Source organism: Nitrospirota bacterium (assembly GCA_035516965.1).
Classification (GTDB): domain Bacteria; phylum Nitrospirota; class UBA9217; order UBA9217; family UBA9217; genus MHEA01.
On the sequence record DATIZR010000103.1, the window covers coordinates 1 to 9,995 of the forward strand.

Consider the following 9,995-nt stretch of genomic DNA (forward strand, 5'->3'; position numbering starts at 1 on the left):
GACCGCGAAGCCGACGGCATCCCGGATCAGCGGGCCGAGAGCGATCAGTTTTTTGACCGGGCTCCCGCCCCGGGCAAAGGTGAGGAGCTGCTGTGTCAGGTCCCTCGCATGGAGGGACGCTTTCTCAGCCTCGTCAATGCGCTGGTAAAGCGGATTGCTCCGGTCCAGCCGTATCTTGGCAAGCGAGAGGTTGCCCAGGATGCCCGTCAGGATGTTGTTGAAGTCATGTGCGATGCCGCCTGCCATGACCCCGATGGACTCCAGTTTCTGGGACCGGAGCACCTCGGCCTCGAGCCGCTTGCGGTCCGTGATATCGATCAGGATCCCCCGCAGCCCTGCCAGTTGGTTGTCGCGGACGATGGGTATCGCATGGACCGTACCCGGGAAGGCCGTGCCGTCCTTCCGGATGGCCATGTATTCCTGATGTTCGTTCCGGCTTCCCCGCATTCTTTCCTGGATTTTCTGCAGGGCCCGCTCGCGGTCCTGGGGCGCGATCACGTCGGCGACGTTCAACCCCCGCTCCACGTCAACCCTCGTGTAGCCGAACGTCTCCAAAGCCGCCCGGTTGACGTACAGGAATCTCCCCTCGCTGTCGATCTCGAAGACCGTCTGGGGAAGGGAGTCCGCAAGCTCCCGGAACCGCTCCTCGCTCTCGCGGAGATCCTCCTCGGCCCGTTTCCTTTCGGTGATGTCCATCACCGTCCCGATGATTGCGGGGCGCCCCTGGTAGACCGTTGCCGAGCCGTACACTTCAGCATCAATGATGTCGCGTGTCTTCGTCAAACCCCTGAACAGATAATGGACCGACATGGCCTCTCCGCTGATCCGCTTCCGGATGTATTCCTGCACAGCCGTCCGGTCATCCGGATGGGTGAGGTCCTTGGGCCCGAGTTTCTCCGTCAATTCGTCTTGGGAGTACTTGAATATCTCGGCAAAGCGCGGGTTGACATACCGAAAGAGGCCGTCCTGGATGACGTAAATGCCGACCAGCGATTTCTCCGATAGACTGCGGAACAGGTCCTCCGATTCCCGGAGCGAGTCCTGCTGCTGGTCCAGTTCAACGACCATGGTGTTGAAGACCTGAGACAGGGTCCCGATCTCATCGCGTGTTTCGAGATGGAGCTGCTTCTCAGCTCCCCGCTTGACGGGAAGATCCATGACGTGGCTGGTGAATTGGGCGAGCGGGGCCGTGAAGCGCCGGATCAGGAAGAGGGTCATGAAGAAGACGCATACGACGGCGGTAACGCTGGCCGCAAGCAGGTACCGCTTCATCTCGCTGATGGCCGCATAGGCCTCGGCGAGGGGATAGTTGGCGACCATCATCCAGCCGTTCACCTTCATGCGCTTCACGGAGGTCAGCATGGGGATGCCGGCTGTCGTTATTGTTTCGTCGGACCCTTCGTATCCGCCCACTGCGGCGTCGTACAGCCTGTTCCCCAGGGGTATCGGCTTCATGATCCTGTCCTTGTTGGGATGCATCACCAGTATGCGGTCGGCCGTGGTGAGAGCCAGATACCCCTCCTTCCCGATCCTGATCTTCGCGATGTCCCCCAGGATATTCTCGCCCATGAGGTCCATGCTCCCGACCAGCATGCCGGCCAGCTTGCCGTCCTTTCGCAGGATCGGCGCGGTCATCATGATCGCCGGATGACCGTGGGCCTGGGAGGAGAGGTAGGGGTCGGATATCACCGGCTTCCCTGTCTCAACTGTTTTCTTGAAATAGGGACGGTAGGAAAAATTCATTCCCCGCCTGTTCGGGTCGAAGGGCGTCTCGGCAATCTCTGTCCCGGCGGCAGTAAAGAGACCGACATGATTGTCAAAGGTGCTTCGGAGAGTGATCCTGCTGTCGAGGAAACGCTGGGCCTGCTCGGGATCACGAAGCCCCGCAGGAGGAACTTCATTTGCGGCAAGGATGAGCTGCTCGTGGGCGGTGAGCAGTTTGCTGTCGATCTGGTTCGCCACCACCGACGTCATCAGGAATTGATTCCTGACGACCGTGGCCTTGAGCTGTTTTTCGAAGTAGGAGATCGTAAAATAAGAAGCAAGGGCGAGCGATAGGATGACGATCGATGACACGCCGACGGTCATTTTGGTCTTCAGGTTCAGTGATTTCATAGGACCCACGCCATCGCACCCCGCAGCAAGCTTCCCCCTGCCCCCTCGTGGCACGGTAGCGCCTTGACTGTCATGAGCATTATTATGTCAGATTTTGGTGGGAAATGCACCCTTTTGCTACTTATTTTTTCTGCACGAAGAGACGGGCCCTGCCGGCAGGATGAAACCAGCACAGGGATGCGTACGGCTTCAAGCTTCTGGTGCGGCACAGCTCCGGTCTTCAGGGAAGTTACCGTTGAGGTAAGCACCATCCCCCCAAGTCCTCATTGCTGAAGGCGATGGCCGCAGCCGTGGCGGAAGCGGACCCCCTGTTGATCCCGACGAGCCACAGGGGAGCAGATGATTGACGACAGTGGTCACATTGTGCGCCTCCTCGGAATGCATGATTGATACGCTTGGGAACTGCGCGGTTTTCCACGTCATGCTCCCCGCAATGGCTCTGTTTGTATTATCGATCCATGATCCAAAGAATGAGCAGACCGGGTTCGCGGGTCTGCAGGTCGGGTTCCGCCTTTCGGCCCGACGCATCTGTCGACTGTTCTCATTATGCCGCTTTTGTCATTGTTCCCGCTCCGTTCTGTGCGTATGCCGGAACATGAGAAAAAGACATGGTTTGGGCAAACGGAACGGTCACGGCCCGGAAAAGAAGCCGCTTTCCCCGTCACCCAGTCGGGACGAATCTGCCCCATCGATGCCTTTGACCCAGTAGAAGTAGGTCTGCTGGGCAGTGACGTTCTGGTCGAGATAGGTGCGGGGTGCAGGCGTGATGATCACACCGGCCGGATAGTTGTTGACGAACGTCCCCTCGAGCCGGGCAATGAGGGCAGCGTGGCCCGGTTCGGCATCAGTGCTTCGGTACACTTCGTATACGGCATGGAGGCCCGGAGATTTCCAGGTTGTCGGGTCCCAGGTAAGCCTGACCCCTTGCGCGTCCGTGCCGTCCGTGGCCGTGACCAGAATCGACCCGACCTGTGCGTAGCCCGTGTCGGGTCCGCCGAATCGTGTAGGAAATCCGTCTACACGCCCCCGGACAAAATAGTTGAGGACGTCACCGGTGCCCGTGCCCGGAAAATGGTCGAAGGTCGTTTCGGTGACAGGCGTGGTATTGAGCGGCTGGGCGAAACGGTCGGGCGGATCGCTGCTGAAACCCGCGAACACGTCATAGCTGTCCGCATTGGGGACCGCTGTCCAGGTCACGCGGACCCGGTCGGTGAATGTCCCGTCGCTTGCCAGGACCGAGGCGGGACCCGGAAGGGGATCGCGAAGAATATAGACAGCTGTCGCGGTCTGGGAAGAGGCGCGCGTGTTGTCGGGAAGCGTAAAGAAGGCCCGTGCGAGCACCAGTACGATCCCGTGCTGCTGAAGCGTAAGAACGCTGAAATCGCAATGGTAATCCTCGCACAGGAGCACGGACCCCGGTGCGTTCTCCTCCGGCAGGTGACCGTTCGTGGTCACCCAGGTCTTCAAGTCCCGTGCAGAACCGACCGGGTCTATAACGTCGATCTGGACCTCAAGGGGGGTCTGGTAGTCGCCGTTCTCGGGAAACATTCGCACCTCCGGAAGCAGCACGAGATGCAGCGCCTCTTCCACCTGGATCATCGGAGTAATGCGATGCTGCCGCGCGTCGGTGATCGGTTTTCCGGACTGCTTCAGAGCGGCCTCGATATCATCGACCCGCGCCGCCGGTTTTTCGGCCTTCAGGACGGCCCATGCCCCCGTCACGTGAGGCGCGGCCATCGAGGTGCCGCTCAGAGCGCGAAATCCTCCGGGCACGGATGAAACGATGTTAACGCCGGGCGCGAGGAAATCCAGCTGACCGGAGCTGTCGGAATCGGCCGCAACCACCGAATGCTTGTCCGTGGATCCGACGCTGATGACCGAGGATATGCACGCCGGGGACGCTATTTTGTTCACCTCCCCTTCATTGCCCGAGGCGGCAACCGTGGCCACGCCTGCCTGCTTCAGCAGGTCCGCCACCTCCTTGATCGATCGTTCGTTCTCGGAGAACGTATCGCAGGTCCCCTCGACCCACGGATCTCCGCCAAGGCTCATGTTGACCGCCGCCACGTTGCGCGTGTCCGTGAGATCGAGCACCTGCTCGAGCGCGGCAACGAGATCGCCATTCAGAAAGCCATCGAATTGCCAGATCAGGTAGGATTTTCTGACCGATGCGTTCAGGGCGATGATGTCCGCCTGTCGCGCTATCCCGGAAAATGAACTGCCGTCCCCTGCCGCGATGCCGGCCACGTGCGTGCCGTGCTCGCAATGCTGCGGGAAGGCGCATGCGGCGCCGGAACCCGAATCGACTGCCGCGCCGTGCCGGCAGAGGCTGGAGGTGTCCGAGCCGGGGCTGGAAAAGCAGAACTCCTCTACAAGACGGTCTCCGAAGAAGGGATGATGGACGGTCCCGCCGTCCAGGATGGCAACGGCCGCGCCCCTGCCCGAGAAGGCCTGCTTGAAGGACCAGGAGGCATCCACGATGTCCGAGCTTTGCGCAAGAAAAGGATAGTACTCCGCTTCTTCCGACACACCGGCTACGACCTTGAGCTTCGCGAGCTTTAGCAAAGCGGTCCGGTCCAGTTCAAGGGTCGCGTAAGGGATGTGGCGAAACAGGTGCTTCACCGTGAACGCGGTCCCGCTCAGGCCTTCCTGCAGGGCCTTCTGCGCAGACCGGACCGCTTCAGGCGTCGCCCGGCCGCGCTTGTCGCGTTCCGCCTGCAGCCGCACGACAACCGACATCCATCTGCTCTTGGCGCTCTTGGCGAGCACTTCGTCGAGATTGGTCGCTGCGACCTTGCGGGCTTCCGCGGGAACGGAAAAAGGCGGCGGCTGATGCGGCACCGTCGGCACTGCCGGCCCTTCCTGCTTCATGATCCTGCCGGCGCATCCAGGCGTCAGGATGAGCGAGAAAAGCGCCAACAGACCAAGCGTCAGATACAGCGACCGCAGATGTGTTCTCTGTATGATGATGCGGTTCCTGACCATGGGTCCACCCTCCCAATGAGTCATTCTGGATCTATTTCCATTCGAACACCATCAATACAACACACGGAGACCACATCCCGCTACCGTGTGAACAGATCCGAGATTTTAGTGATGTTCGGCGCGTATGCATGAATGACCCATGCTGCGGCAAAGGAGATCAGCAGAACGCCGACAAAGGGCTTATAGGTGTCCTGGAAAACGCTTCCCATCCAGTCGGGGTGGTTAATTTTCCTGTAGCTCCGGATGAGACTGGTGCCGAGCAGAAAGTTGAACGCCGCCTCGGACAGGATATGAGGAGCGATATAAACGAGGTAGATCGCCGCTCCGAAGATCGCGGTCAGGAGCACGCCGATGGCGATGAGGATCACCCCGGCATCATCGAGATCGAAGACGCCGGACACTGCATCGCCGACAGAATTGCCTGCGCCGGATGCCGGGTCCGCAACACGGGGAGGCACGAAAAGCGCCTGCACATTCGTCGCCGGGCCGTCGAAATCGCCCGTTGCTCCGCCGCCTCCTCCGGTTCCTCCGCCTCCCCCGCCGAATTTAGGCAAGCTCACATCCGGCCCCGAGCCGCCGCCTGATATGTTCGGCAGATCAGAAAGCACATCCCCTGCAACGTTGGGACCGTTAAACGCCTGCGAAGCAGACATATAGACAAGCCACAGCTTCACAAACAGAAAGAACGCGAGGTAGGAGCAGAGTACGGTAATGGGGTAGCGGACGATAATATTTTCCACCTGCAGGAGAATCAGCAACTTTGACACCAGGAGACCGGACAGGCCTGTCGCCGTCAAGATCAGCGTCATATGGAAACGGAGGAAAAACCGCTCCCTGAGCCGGCGCATGAACGACAGCACACTCTTGCCGCTTCGTTTCCCCTGCCGAGGGTCAGGCACGCTTTTATCATCATGAATGGTCATAGGGTTAAGTCTTGGGCACGGGGCTGATGTGCAAACTGCCCGTTGCGCTCTGAACCGTTGCTCTACCGTTAGCGCTGAGTTGAGCCGCAGTTGGCAGCTCGAACGACGAGTTGGTTATCTCTCTGTACCCGGGAACCCGTCTCAATTCGCGATTCCCCATGTCGACGCTCGTCTTACATTGCATGCAGGAGAGGTTTTCCTTATTGCCTTATTTCAATCTGCGCTTCTTCTCTGATCACCAGTGCTTCTCACTTTCGACGCAACCATGTTCCCAGGAACATTATTGTCATCATCGCTGATCACTGTGGCCAGATCATAACCCAATCCCTTTAATTGATTTGACCAGATCACTTTGCTGCTGTTGATGTCAACGCAATAGAGGCGGCCATATGTGTGAGCGTAGATGAAATCGCCCCTTTTCAGCATATTTACGAATCCATTCCCCGTCTTTAACCATGATCGATTGAGTGTTATTTCCTTCATGGTATTGCCGGTCCCTGCGTCAAGTACCAGTATCCTGCCCTTGGCACCGATATAAATGTAAGGCATTATTTCCTCCTTCTTTGTTGTCAACGTTCAAGGTAACCGGCCTGCGCGGCTTTTCGGCCGGTTGTTCACGGGGAAAACCTCTGAGCAGCGCGTGCCCGTGCCTTGGCGGCCTCTTCAGCGCGGTTCCTCGGCGGTGCGTTCGTCTCAAGCGTGCTCAGGAGCCTTCTGGAAGCCGCTGCTACCGCGTCAACAGCCGCAAGGAATGCAGCTTCGTTGGCCTTCGATGGCTTGTTGAATCCGCTTACTTTTCTCACGAATTGCAGCGCGGCCCCTCGGATCTCGTCGTCGGTCACGGGCGGTTCGAAATTGAAGAGGGTTCTGATGTTTCTGCACATGAGTATTTCCTCCCTGTGCCAGAGTCAACAGTCAAGAGTTGAATTACGTGTGCAACACGTGTAATGCCGTTGTCCATGGTTTCCTCGAGGAGCGGCAGAGCAAACAAAGTTCGCGTTACGCGCCGAATGGTATGAAGGAAAACAGGCCGATTGCTTCGGCCCTTCGGCCGCGTGGTTCATTCGGAGCGATCCCGCCCCGCAGTATCCAGCAAGGCTTGAGCCGCCCAGGGAACCCGAACTGCCTCCCCTCCCGCCTCGTGCTCCACGCGGGACAGGACCGCTCCTGAGAATCGTGCTGAGGCTCTTGTCCTCTCAGGAAAATGCAATCAGGTACCAGACCGGCATGACAAGAAAGGCCATGACCGTCTGGGCGGTGATGATCGAGGCCATCGTATCGGTTTCTCCGCCGAGTTGACGCGCCAGGATGTAGGCCGTGGGCGCGGTCGGTGTTGTCAACGCGAGCAGGAGCGTGCCGCCAGCCGCACCCGTCAACCCCGTGAGACGGACCAGAAGCACGGCTGTCAGCGGTTTGATGCCAAACTGAACGGCTGACGATGCCGCGATCGAACCCAGGTGGCCGCGAACCACACCGGGGCGCAGGGCGGCTCCCACGGCCAGCAGTCCGAACGGCAGCGCGGCCCGGCTCACGATATTCAATGCCTCCCCGGGGATGCCCGACAACCCGATGCCCGTCACGCTCAGGAGCCATCCGACAACACAGCCGATGATCAAGGGGTTCGCAATGATCTCCCGTATGACCGTCCTGCTTTCCCTCGCCTCGGGCCGGCCCCAGACCGAGAGAACCGCGACGCAAAGGATGTTGATTATCACGATCATGAACCCGGCGGCAACTGAAGCAAGCTGCAGTCCTTCACTCCCGAACAGCGCTTGCGCGACAGCAAGGGCGATATACGTGTTGAACCGCACGCCTCCCTGGAAGATCGAGGTAAAGGTCGGGCCGGGAATCGACGGCCGAAACGCTCGCCAGAGGAGCATTGCGGCTGACGCCGTAAGCAGCGCCCCCAGCGCCACGATAAGCATGGACGGCCAGGGCACCCCTGAGAGCTTCTGGTTGGCAAGCTCTCGCACGAGAAGCGACGGGAAGAGAATGAAGTACGTAAGCTTCTCCATCCCCGGCCACGATTCATCGGGAAGAAACCTGGCCCGTTTGAGCGCGTAGCCGAGCAGAATCAGCACGAGGATAGGAACAATGGCAGAAGGTATGCTATTCATCCGTCAAAAGTCCGGGTCGGACCAGGCTAAGCTGATGACATCTGTGAGCCTCAATTGTAGTTTACCATGTTTTCTATGTTCTTTGTCTGGATCGCCGCGCTCTCCCAGATCACGTTTATCGAGTCCCAGGCAATACTCCTCCAATGCACTCCGGTGGGTTTGTACACGTGACCTTCAGTCGGCAGATCATACTTATCGACCAGCGGATCGAGTTCCTGAAATACATAGATGCGACCCCGCGGGACGAATTGGAGTTGATACAGCTGGTTCCTGTATTTACAAAGCAGCAAACCGTCCTTGTAAGTGGTCAAAAGGCGCGAATAGGCCTCGATGACGTCGGTCTCCGCCTTTGAGGCCGCCTTGCCTTTTAAAGCCGCCGTCCCGGAAGCAAGCCTTTGCAGCAAGGTATCCGGCACCTCACAGGGCTTGTCCGATGTAATGGAGGTTCTCAGGTCCCGCGCAGTGCGGTCCAATTCCGAGAATTTCTTCTTGTCAATCCCCGATTCCGGCACACAACCCGAGCCGATAAGAATGATTGCTGAAAATAATAGTATGACTATACCATTCTGTCTCATGCGATCCCTTCTGAGAAATATTCTTATTTTTGTACATCAGCCGTGTCGTTTGAATGTCGCAAAAGCAGCGGCGGCTCGCATTCGATGACAAGATCGCGTCCCGTGCCCGGATGGAGAAAGCTCAGCTCTGCGGAATGGAGATGGTATCCCGGGTCGCCGGGCAAAGCGCGCGTATCCGTCGCAGGGAGACCGCCGGTTCCATACAGAGGATCGCCCTTCAGCGGATGTCCTGCCGCAGCCAGGTGAATCCGGATCTGGTGGGGCCTGCCGGTCGCGATGTGCACATCACAAAGGAACGAATCCGTTCGGCGTTCGAGGACAGTCACCCGGGACAGGGATGGCTTGCCTTCCGGAGCAGCGGCATGGATCGAACCAAGCAGGGCGTGCGGCACAGGGCCGATGCGTGTGGCGATCGTCATCTCATCCCGATCAGGAAGCCCGCTGGCCAGCGCCCGGTAACGCTTCCCGACCTTGTTCGCTGACCATTGTTTCATCAATTCCAGCCGGCTATGATGGTTTCGAGCGAACAACACCAGGCCCGATGTCCACCTCCCCAATCGATGAAGCGGGGCGGCATCAGGCGCATAGGCGCGCACCAGGTACAGGAGCGTCGATTGCAGGAAATTGGCCCCGGGCAGTGTCGGCAACCCGGCCGGCTTGGCCACGGCGAGCAAGTCTTCATCTTCGTACAGAACAATAAACGTCGCGGGCGCCTCGGGTTCGATCCATGGCGGCCGATGCCATACAAGCTCGAGTCCCTTATGTAATACGCATTCGGAATTCACCGGCAAAGAATCAACGAGCACGCGACCGGACGAAATGCGCTCCGCCCACTCCGCCACAGAGGAGTGGTCATAGCGTTGGCTGAGATAAGCCAGTACCGTCAGGTCGTCGGCATCAGGACCGAGTCGTTCGCGATATTCACAGCCGTCGTTAAGGCGCATACTCGCGGTAAGCATAAGTGATGATGACGATGTTATATACTTTTCCAAAGTCAGCTAACCATAAAATCCCAACGAAGCTCCTGTGATATGTCAGAGCCTTAATATCCTCGCAAAAGGAGAACGACAAGCATCACCGGCTGCTTTTAGCCGTCCGGTCGATGCCTTGGTTAGCTGGCAACTTCAGCTCCATGCAAGACTCGTCAGCGCCAGCAGCGCCACAAAAAGTCCTGCAAGCTTGCGCGGTGTCAGCGGTTCACGCAGGAAGATGAACCCGAGGAGCGCTGTGACGACGAACCCCATCTGTGCGATCGGCACCACAACGCTCGCCTCGCCCCG

8 protein-coding genes are annotated in these 9,995 nt (G+C 58.7%); all 8 read right to left on the reverse strand.

Annotation, left to right across the window (positions count from 1 at the left end):
• Positions 1-2,115: PAS domain S-box protein (locus VL197_15185; protein ID HUJ19327.1), on the reverse strand; the 2,115-nt coding region annotated here is incomplete at its 3' end.
• A gap of 630 nt (positions 2,116-2,745) precedes the next feature.
• Positions 2,746-5,100 carry a S8 family serine peptidase gene (locus VL197_15190; GenBank protein ID HUJ19328.1) on the reverse strand — a complete coding sequence of 785 codons (2,355 nt, stop codon included), beginning with the start codon at positions 5,098-5,100 and terminating at the stop codon, positions 2,746-2,748.
• A gap of 80 nt (positions 5,101-5,180) precedes the next feature.
• Positions 5,181-5,999 (reverse strand): hypothetical protein, encoded by an 819-nt coding sequence (locus tag VL197_15195; GenBank protein HUJ19329.1) that lies wholly within the window; start codon positions 5,997-5,999, stop codon positions 5,181-5,183.
• Between the two features lie 237 nt (positions 6,000-6,236).
• A complete protein-coding gene (locus VL197_15200) occupies positions 6,237-6,572 on the reverse strand; it encodes a hypothetical protein (GenBank protein HUJ19330.1) in 336 nt (111 codons plus the stop codon).
• A gap of 65 nt (positions 6,573-6,637) precedes the next feature.
• The gene (locus VL197_15205) at positions 6,638-6,907 is read right to left on the reverse strand and encodes a DUF2277 domain-containing protein (protein ID HUJ19331.1); all 270 of its coding nucleotides are present in this window, start codon (positions 6,905-6,907) and stop codon (positions 6,638-6,640) included.
• Positions 6,908-7,219: 312 nt separating this feature from the next.
• Complete coding sequence (locus VL197_15210) at positions 7,220-8,140, reverse strand: AEC family transporter (protein HUJ19332.1); 921 nt, start codon at positions 8,138-8,140, stop codon at positions 7,220-7,222.
• A gap of 50 nt (positions 8,141-8,190) precedes the next feature.
• Positions 8,191-8,715 (reverse strand): hypothetical protein, encoded by a 525-nt coding sequence (locus VL197_15215; GenBank protein HUJ19333.1) that lies wholly within the window; start codon positions 8,713-8,715, stop codon positions 8,191-8,193.
• Positions 8,716-8,738: 23 nt separating this feature from the next.
• Positions 8,739-9,659, reverse strand: coding sequence for an RluA family pseudouridine synthase (locus VL197_15220; GenBank protein ID HUJ19334.1), 921 nt, complete (start codon positions 9,657-9,659; stop codon positions 8,739-8,741).
• Between the last annotated feature and the right edge of the window lie 336 nt (positions 9,660-9,995).